At 59.8% G+C, this 22,228-nt stretch carries 21 protein-coding genes, 1 tRNA gene and 2 rRNA genes (1 of these 24 running past the window's edge); 18 read left to right on the top strand and 6 right to left on the bottom strand.

Features of this window, described 5'->3' with window-relative positions:
- Nucleotides 1-50: 50 nt before the first annotated feature.
- Nucleotides 51-470 (bottom strand): cupin domain-containing protein, encoded by a 420-nt coding sequence (locus SJY08_RS21195; RefSeq protein ID WP_377278107.1) that lies wholly within the window; start codon nucleotides 468-470, stop codon nucleotides 51-53.
- Nucleotides 471-684: 214 nt separating this feature from the next.
- Here SJY08_RS21195 and atpD point away from each other — a divergent pair, with 214 nt between their 5' ends.
- The 13 genes from atpD (at nucleotide 685) to SJY08_RS21130 (ending at nucleotide 12,018) form a co-directional block, all read left to right on the top strand.
- Nucleotides 685-2,148, top strand: coding sequence for a F0F1 ATP synthase subunit beta (gene atpD, locus SJY08_RS21190; RefSeq protein WP_377278105.1), 1,464 nt, complete (start codon nucleotides 685-687; stop codon nucleotides 2,146-2,148).
- A complete protein-coding gene (locus SJY08_RS21185) occupies nucleotides 2,145-2,555 on the top strand; it encodes a F0F1 ATP synthase subunit epsilon (protein ID WP_377278103.1) in 411 nt (136 codons plus the stop codon). Before atpD ends, SJY08_RS21185 begins: the two co-directional genes overlap by 4 nt.
- Entirely contained in the window at nucleotides 2,552-2,836 is a 285-nt protein-coding gene (locus SJY08_RS21180; RefSeq protein WP_377278101.1) for an AtpZ/AtpI family protein, read from the top strand. The genes SJY08_RS21185 and SJY08_RS21180 overlap by 4 nt, the downstream gene beginning before the upstream one ends.
- Nucleotides 2,818-3,123, top strand: coding sequence for an ATP synthase subunit I (locus SJY08_RS21175; protein WP_377278099.1), 306 nt, complete (start codon nucleotides 2,818-2,820; stop codon nucleotides 3,121-3,123). Before SJY08_RS21180 ends, SJY08_RS21175 begins: the two co-directional genes overlap by 19 nt.
- On the top strand, nucleotides 3,120-3,833 hold the full coding sequence (locus tag SJY08_RS21170) for a F0F1 ATP synthase subunit A (RefSeq protein ID WP_377278097.1): 714 nt from the start codon (nucleotides 3,120-3,122) through the stop codon (nucleotides 3,831-3,833). Before SJY08_RS21175 ends, SJY08_RS21170 begins: the two co-directional genes overlap by 4 nt.
- Nucleotides 3,833-4,078, top strand: coding sequence for a F0F1 ATP synthase subunit C (locus tag SJY08_RS21165; protein WP_377278095.1), 246 nt, complete (start codon nucleotides 3,833-3,835; stop codon nucleotides 4,076-4,078). Before SJY08_RS21170 ends, SJY08_RS21165 begins: the two co-directional genes overlap by 1 nt.
- Nucleotides 4,079-4,082: 4 nt before the next feature.
- Nucleotides 4,083-4,820 (top strand): F0F1 ATP synthase subunit delta, encoded by a 738-nt coding sequence (locus SJY08_RS21160; protein WP_377278093.1) that lies wholly within the window; start codon nucleotides 4,083-4,085, stop codon nucleotides 4,818-4,820.
- The gene (locus SJY08_RS21155; protein ID WP_377278091.1) at nucleotides 4,810-6,387 is read left to right on the top strand and encodes a F0F1 ATP synthase subunit alpha; all 1,578 of its coding nucleotides are present in this window, start codon (nucleotides 4,810-4,812) and stop codon (nucleotides 6,385-6,387) included. The genes SJY08_RS21160 and SJY08_RS21155 overlap by 11 nt, the downstream gene beginning before the upstream one ends.
- Entirely contained in the window at nucleotides 6,384-7,229 is an 846-nt protein-coding gene (locus SJY08_RS21150) for a F0F1 ATP synthase subunit gamma (RefSeq protein ID WP_377278089.1), read from the top strand. The genes SJY08_RS21155 and SJY08_RS21150 overlap by 4 nt, the downstream gene beginning before the upstream one ends.
- A 173-nt stretch (nucleotides 7,230-7,402) precedes the next feature.
- Nucleotides 7,403-8,854, top strand: a complete 1,452-nt coding sequence (locus tag SJY08_RS21145) for a YfcC family protein (RefSeq protein WP_377278087.1) — start codon at nucleotides 7,403-7,405, stop codon at nucleotides 8,852-8,854.
- Nucleotides 8,851-10,074 carry an arginine deiminase gene (arcA, locus tag SJY08_RS21140; protein WP_377278085.1) on the top strand — a complete coding sequence of 408 codons (1,224 nt, stop codon included), beginning with the start codon at nucleotides 8,851-8,853 and terminating at the stop codon, nucleotides 10,072-10,074. The genes SJY08_RS21145 and arcA overlap by 4 nt, the downstream gene beginning before the upstream one ends.
- A gap of 11 nt (nucleotides 10,075-10,085) precedes the next feature.
- A complete protein-coding gene (gene argF / locus SJY08_RS21135; protein WP_377278701.1) occupies nucleotides 10,086-11,087 on the top strand; it encodes an ornithine carbamoyltransferase in 1,002 nt (333 codons plus the stop codon).
- 1 nt (nucleotide 11,088) lies between these two features.
- Nucleotides 11,089-12,018 (top strand): carbamate kinase, encoded by a 930-nt coding sequence (locus SJY08_RS21130; RefSeq protein WP_377278083.1) that lies wholly within the window; start codon nucleotides 11,089-11,091, stop codon nucleotides 12,016-12,018.
- Here the strand turns inward: SJY08_RS21130 and SJY08_RS21125 are convergent.
- Nucleotides 12,011-12,736 carry a Crp/Fnr family transcriptional regulator gene (locus SJY08_RS21125; protein ID WP_377278081.1) on the bottom strand — a complete coding sequence of 242 codons (726 nt, stop codon included), beginning with the start codon at nucleotides 12,734-12,736 and terminating at the stop codon, nucleotides 12,011-12,013. The two genes, SJY08_RS21130 and SJY08_RS21125, sit on opposite strands and share 8 nt — an antisense overlap.
- Before the next feature lie 157 nt (nucleotides 12,737-12,893).
- Here SJY08_RS21125 and SJY08_RS21120 point away from each other — a divergent pair, with 157 nt between their 5' ends.
- The 4 genes from SJY08_RS21120 (at nucleotide 12,894) to istB (ending at nucleotide 18,797) form a co-directional block, all read left to right on the top strand.
- Nucleotides 12,894-13,130, top strand: a complete 237-nt coding sequence (locus SJY08_RS21120; RefSeq protein WP_377278079.1) for a hypothetical protein — start codon at nucleotides 12,894-12,896, stop codon at nucleotides 13,128-13,130.
- A 130-nt stretch (nucleotides 13,131-13,260) separates the two neighbouring features.
- Nucleotides 13,261-15,870 (top strand): cation-translocating P-type ATPase, encoded by a 2,610-nt coding sequence (locus SJY08_RS21115; RefSeq protein WP_377278077.1) that lies wholly within the window; start codon nucleotides 13,261-13,263, stop codon nucleotides 15,868-15,870.
- Nucleotides 15,871-16,468: 598 nt separating this feature from the next.
- Nucleotides 16,469-17,995 (top strand): IS21 family transposase, encoded by a 1,527-nt coding sequence (gene istA, locus SJY08_RS21110; RefSeq protein ID WP_377278075.1) that lies wholly within the window; start codon nucleotides 16,469-16,471, stop codon nucleotides 17,993-17,995.
- Nucleotides 17,985-18,797 (top strand): IS21-like element helper ATPase IstB, encoded by an 813-nt coding sequence (gene istB, locus SJY08_RS21105; protein WP_340542100.1) that lies wholly within the window; start codon nucleotides 17,985-17,987, stop codon nucleotides 18,795-18,797. Before istA ends, istB begins: the two co-directional genes overlap by 11 nt.
- Nucleotides 18,798-18,828: 31 nt before the next feature.
- Here istB and SJY08_RS21100 read toward each other — a convergent pair whose 3' ends face one another.
- The gene (locus SJY08_RS21100; protein WP_377278073.1) at nucleotides 18,829-19,026 is read right to left on the bottom strand and encodes a hypothetical protein; all 198 of its coding nucleotides are present in this window, start codon (nucleotides 19,024-19,026) and stop codon (nucleotides 18,829-18,831) included.
- Here SJY08_RS21100 and SJY08_RS21095 point away from each other — a divergent pair.
- On the top strand, nucleotides 18,950-20,428 hold the full coding sequence (locus tag SJY08_RS21095) for a recombinase family protein (protein WP_377278699.1): 1,479 nt from the start codon (nucleotides 18,950-18,952) through the stop codon (nucleotides 20,426-20,428). The two genes, SJY08_RS21100 and SJY08_RS21095, sit on opposite strands and share 77 nt — an antisense overlap.
- Here the strand turns inward: SJY08_RS21095 and SJY08_RS21090 are convergent.
- The 3 genes from SJY08_RS21090 to SJY08_RS21080 all read right to left on the bottom strand — a co-directional run.
- Nucleotides 20,385-20,461: transfer RNA gene (locus SJY08_RS21090), tRNA-Met, on the bottom strand. The two genes, SJY08_RS21095 and SJY08_RS21090, sit on opposite strands and share 44 nt — an antisense overlap.
- A gap of 177 nt (nucleotides 20,462-20,638) precedes the next feature.
- A 5S ribosomal RNA gene (gene rrf / locus SJY08_RS21085) occupies nucleotides 20,639-20,753 on the bottom strand.
- Between the two features lie 117 nt (nucleotides 20,754-20,870).
- Nucleotides 20,871-22,228, bottom strand: a 23S ribosomal RNA gene (locus tag SJY08_RS21080) (it continues 1,441 nt past the right edge of the window).

The raw sequence follows: 22,228 nt of genomic DNA, 5'->3' as shown, positions 1-22,228 counted from the left end.
CGGCGGCCAGCGCCGGGGGCACAACAGGAGGCTTCCGAGCGTGTAGAACGCTAGACGAGCAGGACGGCTGGCCCTTGTTCGGTAGCCTGCCCTTCGAATGTTTCGTCGGATTGATCCGCCTCGGCCTTCGTCTTCTGAACCAGTTGATCGCGATGGTGCGGAGGGCCGTAGATGGTGTAGATCTTGAGAGCATCATGGCCGGTGCAAATCAGATTGTGATGCACGCCTGCCGGGACCACGATGCCGTCACCGGGTTTGACTTTGTGGGTCACGCCGTCGATTACGATCCGCCCCTCACCTTGTTCAATACGGAAGAACTGATCCGTATCAGAATGCATCTCTCCGCCGAGCTCTTCGCCCGGCGCAACCGACATTAAAACCAGTTGCAGCTTCAACCCCGAATAGAGAACACGGCGAAAGTCGGTGTTTCTTTCGGTCAGCTCTTCGATGTTCGCGACATATCCAATCACAGCGGCGCTCCCAAAACTCCGTCACCTGGCCGGTGACAACGCGAAGTCTGCAATGAATGGGTCAAACGCGCACTGATCAGGGTTAGTTGCCTTAAGTTTTTCGTCCCTCAGCTACTCGCCCCGCTCTCCTAACACCGATCAGTGCGCGCAACTGATGCTAGCCCATACACTTGATGGACAAGCCAGCGACGGACGATCGAAAGTTCCAGAACCAATGCGAAAGCGCGATTTGAACAGGGATAGCTCCAATCCTCCCACCGGCATCATCGATGCTGTCCGCGGAGCTGTGGTCGATGTCGTCTTTGACGCGGCCGACCTGCCGCAGATCAATTCTGCATTGATCGTGGAATGGGATCGGCCGACACCTCTTGTTCTCGAAGTCCAAAGCCATCTCGATCTGCAAACCCTGCGCGCGGTTGCGTTTCAGTCCACAGCAGGGCTTGCCCGTGGGGTGACGGTTCGCGCAACCGGCGGACCTGTTTCGGTGCCCGTTGGAACGGAGGTCCTTGGTCGGCTTCTGGATGTCGTAGGCAATCCCCAAGACAATGGACCTGCGCTTCCAGAGAAAACTCCCCGCCGCTCGATCCATGCGCTTCCGCCCCTTCTGAAGAACCAGACCGGTACGACCGACGTGTTCGAAACCGGCATCAAGGTCATCGATCTCCTGACACCGATGGCCCAGGGCGGGAAAGCCGCCATGTTCGGGGGTGCAGGCGTCGGCAAGACGGTTCTGGTGATGGAGCTGATCGGCGCCATGGTTGAGAAATATGAAGGCATCTCGGTCTTTGCAGGGATTGGCGAGCGATCGCGCGAGGGACACGAGCTGCTGACCGAAATGCAAGGGTCCGGCGTGCTGGATCGCACCGTCCTCGTCTACGGCCAGATGAATGAGCCGCCGGGCGCCCGCTGGCGCGCCGCACTGACCGCCCTGACAATCGCGGAATATTTCCGCGACCAGCGGCATCAGAACGTGCTGCTGCTGATGGATAATGTCTTCCGATTTGTCCAGGCGGGCGCGGAGGTGTCGAGCCTTTTGGGGCGCCTCCCCTCGCGCGTCGGCTATCAGCCAACGCTCGCAACCGAAGTTGCCGCGCTGCAAGAGCGCATTGCTTCTGTCGCAGGCTCTGAGGTAACCGCGATTCAGGCCGTCTATGTGCCCGCAGACGATTTCACGGACCCTGCCGTCACCACGATATCCAGCCATATGGACTGCGTGATCGTGCTGTCGCGTGCGCAAGCGGCGGAAGGGTTTTATCCGGCGATAGACCCCTTGGCTTCGTCCTCCATGCTCCTCGATCCACTGGTGGTCGGTGATGCGCATTACCGAACGGCCGAGGCTGTCCGTCAGGCGCTCGCCCGGTTCCGCGAACTGGCCGACATCATTTCTCTGCTCGGGGTCGAGGAATTGGGCACCGCCGACCGGCTGACCGTGAAGCGCGCGCGGCGGCTGCAGCGTTTCCTGACTCAACCCTTCATGGTGACCGAGGCCTTTACCGGCACACCGGGCGCGAGCGTCAAGCTCGCCGATACCCTGGCGGGTTGCCGGGCCATTCTGGACGGAGAGGCCGACGATTGGTCGGAAAGCTCGCTCTATATGGTCGGCACGCTGGACGATGCGCGCAAGAAAGAAGCGGATGCACAGGCCGCAGACAGTCCGACAGAGGGGGCTGCTACATGAGATTAAGGATCGTGACACCGCTGTCGGTGGTGGTGGATGAAGACATCGATAGCCTGCGCGCCGAGGATGCCAGCGGAAGTTTTGGCATCATGTCCGGCCATGCCCCGTTCCTGACGGCGCTTGCGGTCTCAATTGTCAGTTGGCGCCGGAACGAAAACGAACGGTTTTGCGCGGTCCGCGGCGGTGTGATCACCGTCGGCGGTGACGTCGCTATTGCGATTGCCACACGCGAGGCTGTGGCCGGCGACGATCTCGCCACGCTCGATACAGATGTCCTGGCCCGCTATCTGTCGGACGCCGATGAGGAGCGAATGGACCATGTCGAGACAGTTCGTCTGCAATTGAATGCCATTCGTCGGATGATCAGCCGGCTTAGGCCCGGCTCGAACGCGGGTGAATTCCAATGAAACCTGAAGTGCCAGGCGAAGACCCGCTGATCCGCGAAACCCGTTTGCGGCGCGACCGGCGCGACCGGTGGCTGCGTGAAGGCGATATGTCGGTCGGTCGGCGTCTGGCGCAGATCGGCGTACTGGGCTGGATCTTCGTGGCCCCGACCCTTGCGGGCCTGTTTCTCGGCCGCTGGCTCGATGCGCAGCTCGGCAGCGGGATCTTTTGGACCGCTCCCTTCATGATTCTGGGACTTTGCCTCGGTGGCTGGACCGCATGGAAATGGATGAACGCACCATGATCAAGCTTGCTATTTTTCCGCTACCTTTACTCCTGGCCTTGTGTTTTCTGGGCGGACTCGTGCTGGGCTATGTCTATTTCCGCGCCTTGCGCGAAACCGCCAATCTCATTGTCAGCCAGGGTCATCCCCTCCTTGCTATGATCCTGACACTGGGCCGTCTGGCGCTGCTGTGTGCCGGTTTCTACCTGGCCGTTCTAGCGGGCGGTTTTGCGTTGCTGGCAGCACTGGCCGGTGTCATTGGTGCGAAAGGCCTGATGCTGCGCCATTCCCGGAGGGCCAGTGCATGAACTCCCCGCTCGATTCTGTCGCGCTTTTCCAGATCGGCCCTGTCCCGATCACGCAGGCGGTCATCACGACCTGGGTGATCATGGCGGTGCTTGTCATTGGTGCATACCTGCTCACCCGACGGCTTGAGGTGAATCCAACAAGAAGGCAGGCGGCACTGGAGCTAATTGTCGCCACGCTTGACGGCCAGATCCACGAGACCTCAGGTGCAGCCCCCGGCCCTTATCGCAGTTTTATCGGCACGCTGTTCCTGTTCATTCTCGTGGCAAACTGGTCGTCTCTGGTGCCTGGTCTGGATCCGCCAACAGCGCAGCTCGAAACCGATGCGGCACTGGCGATCCTCGTCTTTCTCTCGGTGATCTGGTTTGGTGTGCGCAGCGGCGGTGTCGGCGGTTACCTGAAATCCTTCGCCGCACCCAACCCCGTGATGATCCCTCTGAACATACTGGAAAGCATCACCCGTGTTTTTTCCATGTTCGTGCGCCTCTTCGGCAACGTCATGAGCGGCGTGTTCATTATTGGCATCGTCGCCTCATTGGCAGGTCTTCTGGTGCCCATCCCGCTGATGGCGCTCGATCTGCTGACCGGGCTGGTACAGGCCTACATTTTCGCCGTTCTCGCGATGGTGTTCATCGCAGCGACGGTCGAGGACGGCGCGCCCAAACAGACCGACGCCGCACCGGCGACAGCTTCAACCGCAAAGGATTCCTGATGGACTACCTCCCCCTTGCCAGCATTGTCTGCGCAGCCTTCGCCGTCGCCTTTGGCGCCATTGGTCCAGCTCTGGCCGAAGGCCGTGCCGTCGCTGCCGCGATGGATGCCATAGCGCGCCAGCCGGAGGCGGCCAACACGATTTCGCGCACACTTTTCGTCGGTCTCGCCATGATCGAGACGACGGCGATATACTGCCTGGTAATCGCGCTTCTGCTGCTCTTCGCCAACCCGTTGCTGGCGTGATCCCATGACCATCAACTGGTGGACGCTTGCACTGCAGGCAGTCAACGTCCTGATCCTTGTTTGGCTGCTCTCGTGGCTGTTCTGGCGTCCGGTTGCGGCAGCGATCGCCAAACGCCGGGATTTCACCCAGGACATGCTGGACGACGCAAAGGCCACACAAACGAAGGTCGACGCCGCACTTGCAGACATCAGCGAGAGCCGCGCTGGCATAGCAGCAGAACGCTCGACATTGCTGGCAGAGGCTATGGACAAAGCCGAGACCGCCGCAAAGGTGCAACTGACCGATGCGAAGGGCAAAGCCGAGACCCTTTTGACGACTGCAAAGACCTCCATCGAGCGCGACACTGCGGCTGCGCGTAAGGACAACGCGGCGCAGGCCTCCGCATTGGCGGTGGAGATTGCCGCAAAGCTTCTCGCTCGGTTCAAGAGATCACCAGCTCTGGCTGAATGGCTTGAACGACTGGTTCAAGCCATCGAAGGAATGTCGCTCAACGAGCGCACGGCGCTCGTCGCTTCTTCTACCCAGATAGAGGTTGTCACCGCCACGGAACCGGGGTCCGAGGACAGGGCAGAGATCGAGGAGGCGGTCACTGCCTCACTGGGCGGAGCGCCGAAGCTGACGTTCATCACCGATCCCTCTCTCCTGGCTGGGCTGGAACTGAGAAGCGCGCATCTTGTCTTGCACAATAGCTGGCGCGCGGACCTTGCGGCGATCCTGGAGGAGATGACGGATGCCGCCTGATCATACACTGGACTGGCTTGCCGCCGCACAAGGCGTACTCCACAACACGACCCTTGGGCCACGTGTCGAACATAGAGGCCGGGTCGAGACAATCGGCGACGGCGTCGCGATGATCTCGGGGCTCGCCAATGTTCGGCTTGATGAAGTGTTGCGTTTTCAAGGCGGTCAGGTCGGTTTTGCTCGGGTGTTGGACCGCGACCTGATCGGCTGCGTGCTCCTCGATGCTGCGACCGATGTCGAGGCCGGCGATGCGGTGTTTGGCACGGGTGAAGTAGTCCAGGTTCCGGTCGGCGAGACTTTGCTCGGCCGGATCGTTGATCCGCTTGGTCGACCGCTCGATGGCAAGGGGGCGATCGAGGCGACCACACGGTTACCCATTGAGCGCCCGGCGCCATCAATTATCGAGCGCGATCTGGTGACAGAACCTGTCCAGACGGGAATAGTGGTGATGGACACGCTGTTCGCTCTTGGCCGGGGCCAGCGTGAACTGATTGTCGGAGACCATTCGACCGGCAAGACGACATTGGCGATCGATGCGCTGATTGCCCAGCGCAACAGCGACATGATCTGCATCTATGTCGCGGTCGGACAGAAGACATCCAGCGTCCGCCGCGCCATTGATGCGTTGAAGGCGCAAGGGAATTTCGAGCGCTGCATCGTCCTTGTCGCCGGCTCGGCCTCGGCACCTGGTCTGCAATGGATCGCACCCTATGCCGGGATGACAATGGCGGAGTATTTCCGCGACAAGGGCCAGCACGCGCTGATCGTGATCGATGATCTGTCAAAGCACGCTGCCACCCACCGCGAGATCGCGCTTCTGACCCGGCAATCGCCGGGGCGCGAAGCCTATCCGGGCGATGTATTCTACATCCACGCCCGTCTTTTGGAACGGGCTGCGAAGCTGTCAAAGGATCGCGGCGGCGGCTCGCTCACTGCATTGCCGATCGCCGAAACGGACTCGGGCAACCTGTCGGCCTATATCCCGACCAATCTGATCTCTATCACCGACGGGCAGATCGTTCTGGACGCAGCACTGTTTCACCAGGGCCAGAAGCCAGCGGTCGATGTCGGGCTGAGTGTCAGCCGCGTGGGCGGCAAGACACAGGCACCAGGTTTGCGCAGTGCCGCCGGAACGCTGCGGCTGGACTATGCGCAGTTTCTCGAGCTCGAGGTTTTCACCCGCTTCGGCGGCATGCCTGAAGGGCGCGTGCGCGACCAACTCAAGCGCGGGGAACGGATCAGGGCGATCCTTCGCCAGCCACAGCATGCCCCGTTTCGCCTCGGCGACGAGGTCGCGCTGATGCTGGCCGTCCAGTCCGGTCTGCTCGACACGCTGTCGTTGGAGGCAGTGGCTGCGTTCCGGGCCGGCCTTCCAGCCGCGTTGGACCGGGATGCAACAGAGGTTTTGAGCACCATTTCCGAAACCGGCGAAATCACCGAGCAAACCCGCAAGACGCTCATGGCGGCGGGGGCGCAGCTCGCCAAATCGCTGCTGGGCGGCGGTGGCATGAAGGGCAAAACTGACGATGCAGCGGCCAAGACACCTGGAGGGACACCAGGACAATGACCGAACGGCTGGCCGATATTAGTGCCCGGATCGAAAGTGTCGGTCAGTTGGGAGCCGTCGTGAACGCCATGAAAGGCATCGCCGCCGCACGCGCCCACACTGCTCGAGCTCAGATCGATGCGGTCGATAGTTATGCGGCCACCATTGCCGCTGCGATGTCGAGCGCGCTTGGACCTGATGCTAGACCTCCCGCACAAACACGCACGGTTGCAAGCAGGACCGGCTTGCTGGTGTTTTGCGCGGAACAAGGGTTTGCCGGTGCTTTCAGCGAGCGCGTGCTGGACAGCATCGGTGCAGAGCCTGATCCGCAGACCCTTTTCCTGATCGGAACCCGTGGCCTTTCCGTTGTTGCTGCCCGCGGCATTGTGCCTGGATGGAGCGCTGCCATGCCATCCCACACACTCGGCATCCCGAAGCTCGCCGACAGGATCACCAAGGCTATTTACGGAGCGGTGGGATCCGGACACATCAACCGTCTCGATGTTCACTTCACCGGGTGGAGATCCGGACGGCCCGAGGTCAAGCGGCAGACTCTCTTCCCGATCGATCTGTCCGATCTTCCGCAATCAGTGTTTAGAGCTCCGTTGATGCAACTCCCTGTCGGCGCGCTGATGGAAAGTCTGGGAGCCGATTATTTTCATGCGCTCGTCTGCAGGACCGCACTCCACGCCTTTGCAGCCGAGAACGAGGCACGACTTGAGACCATGACCGCGGCAAGCAGCCAGATCAGCCGCGAGCTCGACGTGTTTCAGGCTTCACTGCGCAGGGTCCGACAGGAGGCGATCACGGCAGAGATTATTGAGCTTGGAACAGGTGCTGCCGCAGCGCGTGACGCGCGTTGATCTATTCCGGCAGTCGGATCCTGAGCTGACGCATCCGGCGCGGTCCAGTTCTCGTTCGACTGAGAACTCCTTGCTCGAACCTAACCTCGATCAGTCCGCACTCCGGCATCCTTGCTTAGTCTGACCGTACTGCTCGCGCGCTTTCTGGTCGGGCAGGCAAAGGACGCACCCTCATGGCCGCAACTGTTCCGACGCCACCCGAGCAACCGACTCGATTCAACTTCCCCACGGCCTATACGATCCTTCTGGCGCTCATCGTGTTGGTTGCAGCGATGACCTGGATCATTCCTGCCGGCAAGTATGAGCGCGTGGCGTCCGAGCTGCTGGGCAAGGAAATCCCGATTGCCGGGACCTATGCACCGACCGATGCTAATCCGCAGGGCTTCTTTGACGTCATCCTCGCCCCGATTGCCGGTTTCTACGATCCGGCCAGCAACACCGCCAATGCCATTGATGTTGCCCTCTTCGTTCTGATGATTGGTGGTTTCATCGGTGTGGTCACGGCCACCGGTTCAATAGACGCCGGTATCAAGCGTGCCATGACGAAGCTGAAGGGTCGGGAAAAATGGATGATCCCGATCCTGATGGGGCTGTTCGCGCTTGGTGGCACCACGGAAGGCATGGCCGAAGAGACGCTCGCCTTCTATATCCTGCTGACCCCCGTGATGATTGCTGCCGGCTACGATTCACTGACAGCCGCGGCGGTGATCATGCTGGGGGCCGGCATCGGTGTCCTCGGCTCGACCGTCAACGCATTTTCGACAGTCATCGCCTCAAATGCAGCGGGCGTACCCTTTACCGATGGGTTGATGCTGCGGCTCGCCATTCTGTCCGTCGCATTTGCAGTCACCGTCGCATATGTCATGCGCTACGCCGCACGGGTCAAGGCGAACCCCTCGACATCGCTGGTCTTTGACCGGAAAGCCGAGAACGAAGCGCATTTTGGCAGCACCGCACAAAGCGCCGAAACCGATTTCACTCGGTTGCACAAGATCATCCTGGTTCTGGCGGCGATAACCTTCGCAGTCATGATCTGGGGCGTCTCGCTGGGCGGCTGGTGGATGGCCGAGATGAGCGGCCTGTTCCTGTTTGCGGGTATTGGCATCGGCGTGATCGGGCGACTGGGCGAAAAGGGACTGACTGAAGCCTTCGTCGGCGGCGCGCGCGATCTTCTGGGCGTGGCCCTGATCATCGGGCTGGCGCGCGGCATCGTCGTGATTATGGACGCCGGTCATATCACCGACACCATTCTCCATTGGGCCGAAGCGAGCATTGCCGGCCTGAACCGCATCGTCTTCATCAATGTCATGTACTGGATCGAGGTCGTGCTCTCCTTCTTCGTGCCCTCGACGTCAGGCCTTGCCGTTCTGTCGATGCCGATCCTCGCCCCTGTCGGTGATTTTGCCGGCGTCGAGCGCAGCCTCATAGTGACCGCGTTTCAGTCAGCAGCAGGCCTCGTCAACCTGGTCACCCCCACATCCGCCGTCGTCATGGGCGGTCTCGCCATTGCCCGCGTTCCCTACGATCGCTGGCTTCGTTTCATCTGGCCAGTCCTTCTGGTCCTCACAATTATCATCATGGCCGCCCTCAGCCTTGGCGTCCTTCTGCAAGGAACCCCGACATGAGCATTTCCTACGGCGTCCATTCCGAGGCGGGCAAGCTGCGTCGCGTCCTCGTCCACAAGCCCGGCGCAGCGATGGCCCGTCTGACACCCGCCAATTGCGCCGAGCTGCTGTTTGATGACGTCATCTGGGTCAAGCAGGCCCGGATTGAGCACATGACCTTTGTCGACGCCATGCGCAACCGCGGCGTTGAGGTTGTGTATCTGCGGGAATTGCTGGCCGAGACATTGGCAGACATGGAGGCGCGCCGCTGGCTGCTTGAGGCGCGGATCAACGACAATACCGTGGGCGTCGGCCTTGCCGGCGATCTTCTGGCCCACCTGATGGAGATCAGCGCCGATCTCCTTTCCACAATCCTGATCGGGGGCATGAGCCGCGCAGAACTCCCCATCACTTCCAAGGGCGTTCTTGCGCCGATGCTGGAGCCTGCGGACTTCATCCTGCCACCCTTGCCCAACCATATTTTCACCCGCGACACGACCTGCTGGATCTATGGCGGCGTGACGGTCAACCCGATGCACTGGCCCGCGCGGCGGCTCGAAACACTGAACGTGGCCGCGATCTACCGCTTTCATCCCGACTTCAAGGATGCCGGCTTTCCCATCTGGTGGGGTGACCCGATGCAGGATCATGGACCGGCAACGGTGGAAGGCGGCGATGTTATGCCGATCGGCAATGGTACCGTCCTGATCGGCATGGGCGAACGCACTACACCCCAGGCAGTGGGCCAGATAGCCCGCAATCTGTTTGCCGGCGGCGGCGCAACCCGGGTGATTGCCTGCCAGTTTCCCCGAGCCCGCGGCTCCATGCATCTCGATACGGTCTTCACCTTCTGCGATCGCGATCTGGTGACTGTCTTTGCCGAAGTGACGGATGCCATCAAGTGCTACAGCCTGCGGCCCGGAGACGGCACGGATATCGTGGTGGAGGCGGAGACGAAGCCCTTCCTTGAAGTCGTTGCCAAGGCGCTCGGCATCAAGGAACTCAGGACTGTCCCGACCGGCGGCGACGCCTATGAATCGGCGCGCGAGCAATGGGACGACGCCAATAATCTTCTGTGCCTCGAACCTGGCGTCGTCGTTGGCTACGAGCGCAATGTCTATTCCAACACCCTGCTGCGCAAGGCCGGCGTCGAGGTCATCACCATTCCAGGCGCCGAACTCGGGCGCGGACGCGGCGGTTCGCATTGCATGACCTGCCCCCTGATCCGCGACAGCATTTAAGGAACCATTCCATGCCACAGAACCTACACGGACGCAGTTTTTTGAAACTGCTCGACTTTTCCCCTGACGAGATCCGTCATCTGTTGCAACTGGCAGCAAGCCTGAAGATGGCCAAGCATGGCGGCTTCGAGGTGCCACGGCTCAAGGGCAAGAATATCGCTTTGATCTTCGAGAAGGACAGTACCCGGACCCGCAGCGGCTTTGAGGTGGCTGCATACGATCAGGGTGCGCACGTGACCTATCTCGGCCCGTCGGGAAGTCATATCGGTCACAAGGAATCGATGAAGGATACCGCTCGCGTGCTCGGCCGGTTCTATGATGGCATCGAGTATCGCGGATTTAGCCAGACGAACGCCGAAGTGCTGGCGCAATATTCCGGCGTGCCGGTCTTCAACGGTCTGACAGATGAATTCCATCCAACCCAGATCCTCGCCGATCTGATGACCATGCGCGAATTCACCCATAAGCACCTATCTGACATCGCCCTTTGTTTCATGGGAGATGCAGGCAACAATATGGGCTCGTCCCTTATGGTCGGTGGCGCCTTGATGGGCATGGATATTCGTCTGTGCGCGCCGCAAAGCTGCTGGCCTGATCCAGACCTTGTCACGCAATGCAGGGCGATCGCTGAAACCACAGGTGCTCGTATCACCCTGACCGAGAAACACGCGGAAGGGCTTGAGGGCGCCGACTTCGTCTATACCGATGTTTGGGTGTCCATGGGCGAGCCAGACGAGGTCTGGGAAGAACGGATTGCGCTTTTGTCGCCCTATCAGGTCAACAAAGCCGTGATGGAGAAAACCGGCAACCCTTACGCCAAATTCATGCACTGCCTGCCGGCCTTCCACAATCGCGATACCGAAGTCGGCGAAGCTACTTTCCAGAAGTTCGGCATCGATTGCATGGAGGTGACCGAAGAGGTCTTTGAATCCCGCGCTTCGGTGGTCTTCGACCAGGCAGAGAACCGGATGCATACGATCAAGGCCGTCCTTGTGGCAACGATGGGGTCTTGAGATGCTCGTCGTCGTCGCCCTGGGCGGAAACGCCCTTCTTCGTCGTCACGAGCCTATGACGGCTGCCGCACAAATCGCCAATGTGAAAATTGCGGCAATTGCGCTGGCCGATCTGGCGCGAGACCACCAGATCGTGATTGCACATGGCAATGGCCCACAGGTTGGGCTGCTGGCCCTTCAGGGCGCGGCATACGATCCAGCCAAGCCCTGGCCACTGGACGTGCTGGGTGCGGAAACCGAAGGCATGATCGGTTATCTGATCGAGCAGGAACTGATGAACGCGCTGCCAGAGGGCGCACACTGTGCCACCCTGCTCAGCCGGGTCGAAGTGGACCCGGCTGATCCGGCCTTCAAGGCACCAAGCAAGCCCATCGGCCCCGTCTACTCCATGGAAGAGGCAACGCAGGCAAAGAGAACACACGACTGGACACTGGTCACCGAAGTGTCCGGCGGCCTTCGCCGCGTGGTCCCCTCACCCTTGCCCCAGAGAATAATCGGGCTCGATGCCATCAAGGTGCTGCTTGGCGCGGGACAGACGGTGATCTGCGCCGGGGGCGGCGGCATTCCGGTCGTCCGAAATTCGGCTGGCGAAATGCAGGGCGTGGAGGCGGTGATCGACAAGGATAGGACGGCAGCACTGCTGGCCCTGGAACTCAAGGCGGATGCACTTTTGTTGCTGACCGACGTGATCGCCGTATTTGAAGATTATGGTGGCCCTGACCAACGCGCCCTCAGCGCGACTACGGCGGATGCCCTTGGCGGTCTCGATCTGGCGCCGGGCTCCATGGGGCCAAAGGTAGCCGCTGCGTCTGACTTCGCCAGGAGAAGCGGCAAGCTTGCCGGTATCGGCCAGTTGGCTGACGCCCGCGCCATCCTTGAAGGACGTGCCGGGACACGCGTGACACAGGAAAAACCAGTTCCGCTTATCTGAGAAGCGGCCCGGTGTGATCAAGATAGACTGGGTCGAATTCGGCAAACTCCGTCAACCTGCTATAGGAGTCGAACGTCACGAGCCCATCGCGGAACGTGACCATTCCTTTCTCGCGCAGAGTTCTGAGCACCCTGTTGACGTGAACTGCGCTTAGCCCGAGTGCGTCAGCCAGAAGGTACTGAGATAGAGGGCAGGCAAAGCCAGCTTTGCTGCCCAAACCCACGAGCGAAAGCCTGGCGCCCAGTTCCAGAAGGAAATGCGCCATGCGTTCTGCGGCATTGCGGCGCCCGATGTCGATCAGATGCTCGACCACCATCGCTTCGTCACGCGATGCGGCCCAAAAGACGGCAGTGGCCAGCCTGGGTGTCTGCGAAAAAGCAACCAGCAGGTCGGCGACAGTCACCTCCGTCACCTCTATGTCGGTGATCGGCTCAATACTGTGGTCCGACATATGCAGCAACACACTGCGCAGCCCCAGGAAGTCGCCAGGAATCTGGAAATCGACGATCTGCCGCTGCCCATTCTGGAGGAGCTTGTAAGAACAGGCCCAACCAGAAACAAGAATGTAAGCGGCTTGGTCGGATTGTCCCTGATGAACAAGATCGCGTCCTGCGATAAAGGTTCGGCGCCGCTTGTGCAGCGCTTCCAGCACAGTGAGTTCAGCGCCAGACAAGGCAACGAAAGCGCCAAGCTTAAGGGCGAGCGGTGTCTTTTCCAAATGCAGACCAATCTCCTGAACGAGCCAAACCCTAGCACGGAGATCTGAGCGGTAGCTGATATCGATCAGCACAAGCTAGCAGATAATCTGAAATGTTGCCTGTTGCGCTCATTGGACTCTCTCTCCGAGAGCATGCATCAAGAAGGGCCAGCTCAAAATGTCTGATCATGCCACCCATTCCGGAATAGCAGCGCTTTCGATCTGCGAGGCTCTGCTTCTTGCGCTGAACGATGCCAAGGTGCTGCCTGAACGCGAGATCGTGGGCATTCTCCAAGACGCCGCAGCCTCGCATGAGAATGCAAAAGGTGCGCCGGAGGACGTTGAAATGCACACGGCCGTCGCAACCCTGATCAATCGCATCGTCGCGGGTGGAAATTCGGTCCGCAGGCCGTGAGAGCTCGCCTTCTAGATCTGCCTCAATGGCTGCGAGTGACCGTGTCGACGATCTGATCGGCAAACCTCCCGGCAATTCCAGTGTGGCCGCATTGCCCAGACTGCAAATCAATCTGTGATGGATGAGTTACATGGATAGATCGAGCTCAACTGCGCCAATCCCGCATACGCCGACGCACAAAGGCCTCACCGGAGACGAGGTCCGGATAAGACTGTCCGCCGATGGACCAAATGAACTTGCCGCGACAAAGCACCGATCGGTTCTTCGCATCGTGCTGGATGTGGTGCGCGAACCGATGTTGGCTCTGCTTCTGGTAGGTGGCGTGGTCTATCTCCTGTTGGGGAGCCTGGCCGAAGCGTTGATCCTGCTTGCTTTCGCCTGCATGTCGATCTCCATCACCGCAGCACAAGAGGCCCGAACCAGCCGCGTGCTGGAAGCCCTGCGGGATCTCTCCAGCCCCCGAGCGCTGGTAATCCGCGACGGAGCACGTCAGCGTATTGCGGGCCGAGACGTGGTGCGCGGCGATCTGATTGTGCTGTCGGAAGGCGACCGGGTGCCCGCAGATGCCTTGCTGATCGAGGCAGCCGACCTTTCCGCCGACGAGTCGCTGCTGACGGGCGAGGCAGAAGCCGTGCGCAAACAGGCAGGCGCCGCCAAAACCAATGTGCGTCCGGGTGGCCATGATCTGCCGCAGGTCTTTTCCGGCACGCTAATCGTGCGAGGAACAGCTCTCGCCGAGGTCACCGCCACCGGTGCGGCGAGCGAGATTGGCCAGATCGGCAAGAGCCTGAGCCAGATAGAGCCTGAAACACCGCATCTTCAGCGTCAGATGCGGATGCTGGTCCTTGCTACAGCGGGGATCGGCATCGCGGTGAGCGTCATTGTCGTTCTGCTTTATGGCCTCTTGCGCGGCGGCTGGCTGGATGCGGTCCTGGCAGGGATCGCCGTCGGCATGGCCATGCTGCCGGAAGAGTTTCCCATGGTGCTCGCAGTCTTCATGGCGATGGGGGCCTGGCGCATTTCCAAAAAACGCGTGCTGACGCGGCGCGCCTCGGCGATCGAGACGCTTGGGGCAGCAAATGTTCTTTGTACCGACAAGACCGGTACGCTGACCGAAAACCGCATGACGATCGCAGCACTGCGACTGGCCGAGGGCACAGCATGCCTGGTTGCGGTAGACATGCCATTGCCGCCAGCGTTTCGAGACCTGGCGTCGATGGGGGTTCTAGCTTCCGCCCCGGAACCGTTCGATCCGATGGAAAAGGCATTTCATTCGCTGGCTTCCGGCAATTTGCGTGCGGGGGATACGTTACCGGGTGCGGGGAAATCCCTGGTCCATAGCTATCCCCTGTCCACCGATCTTCTGGCGATGTCGCAAGTCTGGCAGGTTGCGGATGGCCGGATAATCGCCGCCAAGGGTGCGCCTGAAGCGATCGCGGAGCTTTGCAAGCTGCCGGCAGACCAGCGTGAAGCTATTTCCGCGGAAGTGGAGGCGATGGCCCGCGATGGTCTGCGGGTGCTAGCCGTGGCCGAATCTTCCTGGCCGACAGAGAGTCCATTACCTGAAGCTCAGACTGAGTTCACTTTTGTCTATCTGGGGCTGGTCGGGCTGGCTGACCCCTTACGCGCCTCGGTTCCTGCCGCGGTGGCCGAGTGCCAGGCGGCCGGGATACGAGTAATCATGATCACCGGCGATCATCCGGTCACCGCCCGCGCGATCGCCGCTGCGGCGGGCCTGCCTGGCGATACCGTGTTGACCGGAGACGATCTGACGGCAATGCCGGATGACGAGCTCGCCACTGCCGTCTCGACCGTCAATATCTTCGCCCGCATCCTGCCAGAACAGAAACTGCGCATCGTCAACGCGCTGAAGGCCAATGGTGCGGTGGTGGCAATGACCGGCGACGGCGTGAACGATGCACCGAGCCTCAAGGCTGCCGATATCGGCGTTGCCATGGGCGAGCGTGGCACGGATGTGGCAAGAGAGGCAGCCTCAATCGTCCTTCTGGATGACGATTTCGGCTCCATCATCACGACGGTGCGCCTCGGCCGTCGCATCTACGACAACCTGCGCAAGGCGATGAGCTTCATTCTGGCCGTGCATGTGCCGATTGCCGGACTTGCGCTGATGCCGCTGCTCTTCGGCATGCCGCTGCTCTTCGGCCCTGTTCATATCGCCTTTCTGGAGATGGTCATCGACCCCGTCTGCGCGCTGGTCTTCGAGGCCGAACGCGAGGAGGACGGCGTCATGCGCCGCCCACCCCGCAGGATCGACGAGCCGCTCTTTTCCTGGCCCACAGTTGTCTGGAGCCTTCTTCAGGGCTTGACGGTGCTAGGCACGGCTGGCTCTGCCGCGTGGTTTGCACCGGGCTACGGCCTCGACCCCGATCAGGTGCGCGGGCTGGCATTTGCCACGCTAGTTTTCGGCGTCGTGGCCCTAATCCTGATCGACCGGTCCAACTCGAACTCTATCCTGTCGGCACTCTTGCGGCCAAACAGGGCGCTGGCGGTAGTCCTGCCGGTTGTGGCGGCGCTGCTCGCACTGACACTGTTCTGGGCGCCCGCTCGTGAACTGTTCGGCTTTGGGGTGCTGCAGGGCGCCTGGCTTGCCGCGCCGCCGTTGGCCGGCATCGGGGTGCTGTTGGCGCTAGAGGGGCTAAAGCCGTTCTGGCGCCTTGTTTTACGCTCTCGTGAACTCAAAGCCGTTCTGGATCTGGAGAAAGGAGGCTCAGTACTGTGAAGACAAGGGGATGCGCAACCCCGGCAGCAGGCTTCTTTTGGCAACACGTCCCAGGAAAACCACATGGCCGGCATCAGGCAGCTCCGCCAGCGCGGCTATCCCTCGGCCTTCCCAGACGAATTCACTGCCGTAATCGTCCTCTACGATCACGGCCCGTACTGCACCGGCCGCTCTTAGCACAGCGAGCCGGCACGGCATCGGGCGCCAGCCGCCTGATGGAGGTCTACGTCTTGAAAAGAGTTGAACCTATGGCCCGCAATGTTTTCGAATGCGAGCCGGGATATAAACTCGGCAGATGAAGCACCTAGTGCATCTGGAACGTCAAGTTTGGGGCCGATTGCGGACTGGCAGCTCCGAGAATTAAAAACAGCAGAAGCGGTCAAGCGCTTTGCAAGAGGCCGCAGCTTCCTGATCCGGCCAGATCTACCGACGAGCGGAGGTCGAAAGGCGTCGGAAAGCAGGTACATCCACAAGAATAGGCGCGCCTGTTGATTTCCATTGAGAGCTGACCCGGCGCAGCCAGATATTTCCATTGAGAATTGACCCATGTTTCAACCGTCCCTCGCATGTTTTCAGCGGGGGCTCTGGAGTGATCGACATGGCGTTACTGAGCGTGATCCGGCGCTGGCATTTTCGAGAGCATCTATCGATCCGGGAGATTTGCCGCAGGACCGGCTTGTCCCGGAATACCATCCGCAAATATCTGCGCGCCGACGGCGTGGAGCCAAAGTTCAACGTGCCGGAGAGGCCGAGCAAGCTTGATCCGTTTGCAGATCGGTTATCGGCCTGGCTGAAGACGAAGTCGAAGAAAGGCCGCAAGCAGAAGCGGACGATGAAGCAGCTACACGTTGATCTTGTCAGCCTCGGCTACAAGGGGTCCTACAATCGTGTGGCGGCATTTGCGCGGGAATGGCGCAATGATCGTCAGAGGGAATTGCAGACGACGGGCCGCGGTACATTTGTGCCCCTGACGTTCGAACCAGGCGAGGCCTTCCAGTTCGACTGGTCAGAAGATTGGGCGATCATCGGCAATGAGCGCACCAAGCTGCAGATCGCCCACACGAAGCTGAGCTACTCCAGGGCCTTCATCGTCCGGGCATACCTCCTGCAGACGCATGAGATGCTGTTCGATGCCCATAACCATGCCTTCCGTGTCTTCGGTGGCATTCCTGGTCGCGGCATCTACGACAACATGCGCACGGCGATCGACAAGGTCGGTCGTGGCAAGGAGCGCGACGTCAACGTCCGCTTCATGGCGATGGCCAGCCATTATGTGTTCGAGCCCGAGTTCTGCAATCCGGCTTCCGGCTGGGAGAAGGGACAGGTCGAGAAGAACGTGCAGGATGCGCGTCATCGCTTCTTTCAACCGATCCCGCGCTTTCCATCACTGGGGGCCCTGAACGATTGGCTCGAGGAGCGTTGCAAGGAGTTCTGGGCCAACACACCCCACGGTCAGATGCGTGGCACCATTGCCGACATCTGGGCCGAGGAAGTCCCAGCTCTCATGGCGCTCTCCAGGCCGTTCGACGGGTTCGTCGAATATACGAAGCGGGTCACGCCAACCTGCCTCGTGCATCTGGAGCGCAATCGCTACAGCGTTCCGTCATCCTTCGCCAATCGACCGGTGAGCCTCCGGGTCTATCCGGATCGTGTCGTGGTCGCCGCAGAAGGCCAGATCGTCTGCGAGCACCGCCGCGTCATAGATCGGTCCCATGATCGGCCGGGTCAGACCATCTACGACTGGCGTCACTATCTGGCGGTGGTGCAGCGTAAGCCTGGTGCTCTTCGTAACGGCGCACCGTTCATTGAGCTTCCCGATGCATTCCGGACCTTGCAGCAATACCTGCTCAAGAAGCCGGGGGGCGATCGGGAGATGGTCGATATCCTGGCGCTGGTCCTTCAGCACGACGAGCAGGCAGTCCTGTCTGCCGTCGACATGGCGCTGAAGTCTGGCGTTCCGACCAAGACGCATGTGCTGAACCTGCTGCATCGGCTCGTTGACGGCAAATCCTTCACGCCGCCAACCCTCGATACCCCTCAGGCACTGACGCTCACCAATGAACCCAAGGCTAATGTTGAACGATACGACACCTTGAGAAAGACGGAGGCTCGCCATGCGTCATAATCCAGCAAGCGGCGCGATCGTCATCATGCTGCGGCAGTTGAAGATGCATGGCATGGCCCAGGCCGTCGGGGAACTTACTGAGCAGGGATCACCCGCGTTCGAGGCTGCCCTTCCGATCCTGTCGCAGCTTCTCAAGGCAGAGATGGCGGAGCGCGAGGTTCGATCAACGGCCTATCAGCTCAAGACAGCACGCTTTCCAGCCTACCGTGACCTGAATGGCTTCGACTTTACCAGCAGCGAGATTAACGAGGCGCTCGTGCAACAGCTTCATCGCTGTGACTTCCTCGATGACTCCAACAATATCGTTCTGGTCGGCGGACCTGGCACGGGAAAGACGCACATTGCCACCGCGCTCGGCGTTCAGGCAATTGAACACCACCACAAGCGGGTAAGGTTCTTCTCGACGGTCGAACTGGTCAACGCGCTCGAGCAAGAGAAGGCACAAGGCAAGTCAGGACAGATCGCCAATCGGCTCGTCCACTCTGATCTCGTCATTCTCGACGAGCTGGGATACCTGCCATTCAGTACTTCAGGCGGGGCGCTGCTCTTCCACCTGCTCAGCAGACTTTATGAGCGCACCAGCGTCATCATCACCACCAACCTCAGCTTCAGTGAATGGGCAAGCGTCTTTGGCGACGCAAAGATGACCACCGCGCTGCTCGACAGGCTCACCCACCACTGCCACATCCTCGAAACCGGAAACGACAGCTTCCGCTTCAAGAACAGCTCGGCGCATCAGCCCAAAACATCAAAGGAGAAACGCAGGAACTTGACCCAGACCAACAACACGAACGATACCTAAAGGCGGGTCAATTCTCGGTGGAAACGCCGGGTCAGCTCTCAGTGGAAATCAACACCTGAAGGATCTGAACTACCACGACTGCGCCATCTGGACCGTCGAAGCCGGCCGCGCGGTCACCGATATGGAACTGCACATGCGTTCCACGATGAGCCATGAACTCGTCGAGCAGGGCCGGACACGCAACCCGGGAGGGTATGAAGACGGCCGTTCGTAAGGGAAAGGCAACCACATGCCTCTCCTACGGCTACAGGCTTTCCCAGCAGCGCGATGCCAATGGCGATCGCCTCAAGGGGTTGAGGGAGATCGATCCGGTCAAGGCCGAGATCGTGCGCGGGATCTTCAAGGATTACGTCGATGGCGTCTCACCGGCCGCCATTGCACAGAAGCTGAACGACTTGGGGATCCCGGGCGCGCGTACCAAATACTGGCGCGACACCACCATCCGGGGCAGTGTCACTGACGGGACCGGCATCCTGAACAACTCCCTCTATGTCGGGAAAGTCGTCTGGAACAAACAAAAGTTCCGCAAGGACCCGACGACAGAACGGCGAACCTCTCGTGCGAACGACAGGGACGAGTGGGAGTTCAGGGACGAGCCTGAGCTGCGCATTATCTCGGATGAGCTGTGGGAACGGGCAAAGCAACGCCAGGCCGAGAGCCGGGAAGAGTTCGACCGGCACTCGACAAACCGTCTCAACGCGACGCACCGTCCGGAATATCTCCTCAGCCGGATGCTCCAATGTGCCGAGTGCGGCGGGCCCTACGCGATCAGCGGAAAAGATCGCTATAGCTGCACCAACCGCAAGAAGCGCCTGCCAATCGATGAGCTTGACGGGGAATGCTGCACCAACAGCAAGACGATCACCCGCCATGAACTGGAAGAGCGCGTCCTCAACTGCCTTCCGGTCGCGTTTTACTCGGTCGACATCTTCGACCGGATTTCCAAGAAGATGATCGCCCACGAGGTGAGCAAACTTAAGAGCGCCCCTTCTCGCAAGGCGCAAGTGGAGGCTGAACTCGCAAAGATCAAGGCGACACAGACGAGCCTTATGCAGCAGATCCAGGACCGGCATGCCGAAGGCCGGCCGCGACTTGCCATCCTCGATGACCAGCTCGACGAACTCGAGGTAAAGCGCGAACAGCTCGCCCGAGAACTCGCGACGGTCGAGGAGCCGGCAGAGGATTTTCAAGGGAAGATCGAGAAGCTGAAGGCGCAGTTTAACCCGGCAAACATCGAGATCGGGATCCGCAAACTCATCTTCCTCGCACGCAACAACGCCGACGAAGCGGTGAAGCAGCGGCTGATGCCGATCGTGCGTGACCTCATCCAGACCGTCGTCATCGGCAAGACGCCTGGCCACCAGCCGGCAAGCCTGCAGGTGCATGGGGACATCGCCCACATCATGGCATCGATGGACGTGATCGATATCCTGCAGCAGCAGTTCTACGCAGCCGCTCAGAATGATCTGATGACGCGCCTGGCATCCGGTGAGATCGACACGGAGGCCAAGAAGAACAAGCTCATCGAGGCTTATATCGATGAACTGTCACGCAAATTGCCGGAGTGGGAGAATTTACAAGTCTCAGTGGTTGCGGGGGCAGGATTTGAACCTGCGGCCTTCAGGTTATGAGCCTGACGAGCTACCGGGCTGCTCCACCCCGCGCCAAGAGCGCAACTATTATTGTTGCGCTTGAGAGTTCTTACCAAGCAAAAAGGGCCGCTTTATGCGGCCCGATGTTTTCGGCTTGGGCCGATTGTGTCTTGAGAAGATTGTGGTTCTGCGGTGAGCAAAACGTGAGGTATTTGCTTTTACAAAACCTGACAACATTGCCTTTAGCAGACCTGGCAGCGACCTACTCTCCCGCGTCTTGAGACGAAGTACCATTGGCGCTGGGGCGTTTCACGGCCGTGTTCGGAATGGGAACGGGTGCAGCCACCCCGCCATGACCACCAGGTCGGCTAAGGGCAATGTTGTTGAGAAGCTGGTACAGGGATTACCTGTTTGTCTTTTTGAACACGTATTTGGCATCATCGCCCGGTTTTGTCCGGGCCGATGAGCATGGTCAATGAGAACGATCAAGCCAATCGAGCTATTAGTAACGGTAAGCTTCATGCATTACTGCACTTCCACACCCGTCCTATCAACGTGGTCGTCTTCCACGGCTCTGATAGGGAATACTCGTTTTCAGGTGGGTTTCCCGCTTAGATGCCTTCAGCGGTTATCCCTTCCATATATAGCTACCCTGCTATGCCCTTGGCAGGACAACAGGTCCACCAGAGATATGTCCATCCCGGTCCTCTCGTACTAGGGACAGATCCTGTCAATATTCCTACACCCACGGCAGATAGGGACCGAACTGTCTCACGACGTTCTGAACCCAGCTCACGTACCGCTTTAATTGGCGAACAGCCAAACCCTTGGGACCTGCTCCAGCCCCAGGATGCGATGAGCCGACATCGAGGTGCCAAACAACCCCGTCGATATGGACTCTTGGGGGTCATCAGCCTGTTATCCCCGGCGTACCTTTTATCCGTTGAGCGATGGCCCTTCCACACGGGACCACCGGATCACTATGACCGACTTTCGTCTCTGCTCGACTTGTCAGTCTCGCAGTCAGGCGGGCTTATGCCATTGCACTCGACGACCGATTTCCGACCGGTCTGAGCCCACCATCGCGCGCCTCCGTTACTCTTTCGGAGGCGACCGCCCCAGTCAAACTACCCACCATACACTGTCCCGGATCCGGATGACGGACCGCGGTTAGACATCCATGACGATAAGGGTGGTATTTCAAGGATGGCTCCACAGAAACTGGCGTCCCTGCTTCAAAGCCTACCACCTATCCTACACATGCCGACACGAATGCCAGTGTAAAGCTATAGTAAAGGTGCACGGGGTCTTTCCGTCTGACCGCAGGAACCCCGCATCTTCACGGGGAATTCAATTTCACTGAGTCTATGTTGGAGACAGCGGGGAAGTCGTTACGCCATTCGTGCAGGTCGGAACTTACCCGACAAGGAATTTCGCTACCTTAGGACCGTTATAGTTACGGCCGCCGTTTACTGGGGCTTCGATTCAAAGCTTGCACCTCTCCTCTTAACCTTCCAGCACCGGGCAGGCGTCAGACCCTATACGTCGTCTTGCGACTTCGCAGAGCCCTGTGTTTTTGATAAACAGTCGCTACCCCCTGGTCTGTGCCACCCCATTACACTTGCGTATAAAGGGGTCACGCTTCTTCCGAAGTTACGCGTGCAATTTGCCGAGTTCCTTCAACATAGTTCTCTCAAGCGCCTTGGTATACTCTACCTGACCACCTGTGTCGGTTTCGGGTACGGTCTGTACGGTGGAGCTATTTCCTGGAACCGCTTCCTCGCCCATTCAATCCAATAAGAATGAACAAGTTACGCGATCCGTCACTACCACCAGGCC

Source organism: Rhizobium sp. R86522, from assembly GCF_042466255.1.
GTDB lineage: Bacteria > Pseudomonadota > Alphaproteobacteria > Rhizobiales > Rhizobiaceae > Allorhizobium.
The sequence above is the reverse complement of the archived record's forward strand: the minus strand, read 5'-3'. Positions and strand labels throughout refer to the sequence as shown.